The 522-nt window shown below is 62.5% G+C and carries 1 protein-coding gene; it reads right to left on the bottom strand.

What is annotated here, in order from left to right; translation table 11 throughout:
* Positions 1-8: 8 nt before the first annotated feature.
* The coding region (locus MUW49_RS18410) for a transposase (protein ID WP_210538931.1) at positions 9-522 on the bottom strand (514 nt) is incomplete at its 5' end.

The raw sequence follows: 522 nt of genomic DNA, 5'->3' as shown, positions 1-522 counted from the left end.
GTATCTATTCACCAGGACGGGGTTGACGGCATCAGTTCTGCCGGGATGGGATAATCTGTCTTCTCGATGCACGCCCTGACCACGGCCCTCAACCACTCCTGTGGGCAGCGGCCCAATCGCTTGCCGGTCTCCACCAACGACAGGATGCGCTGGCGAAACAGCTCGCCCCGGTGAGACCACACGCCGTAGCTACCCTTGCGCCAGAGCACATAGCCACGCAGCGCCCGCTCCGCCTCGTTGTTGGTCAGCGCTATTTCGTCGTCAGTCATAAACCGCCACAGCATCTCGTCATCCCGCAGCAGCAACTGGCATCGTCCACGGTAGCGTTTGCTGCACAACAGGGCGCCGCGCTCCAACTGGCTTCGCCAGCTTTGCCGGTAACGCGCGAGCCTGCGCAGGTATTTCTGCTTGCTCAACGCACCGCTTTCCCAACGGTGCCGGGTACGAAACACCGCATCCGCCAGCAAGACCAACCGGGCACCGATGGGCTGGTTGCACTGCTCGCTACTCTCGGCGATGGCC

The organism is Aeromonas sp. LsrichE-8G (assembly GCF_022869435.1).
Classification (GTDB): Bacteria; Pseudomonadota; Gammaproteobacteria; order Enterobacterales; family Aeromonadaceae; genus Aeromonas; species Aeromonas caviae.
Note: the sequence above shows the minus strand (reverse complement) of the source record. Positions and strands in the feature narration are given on the sequence as shown.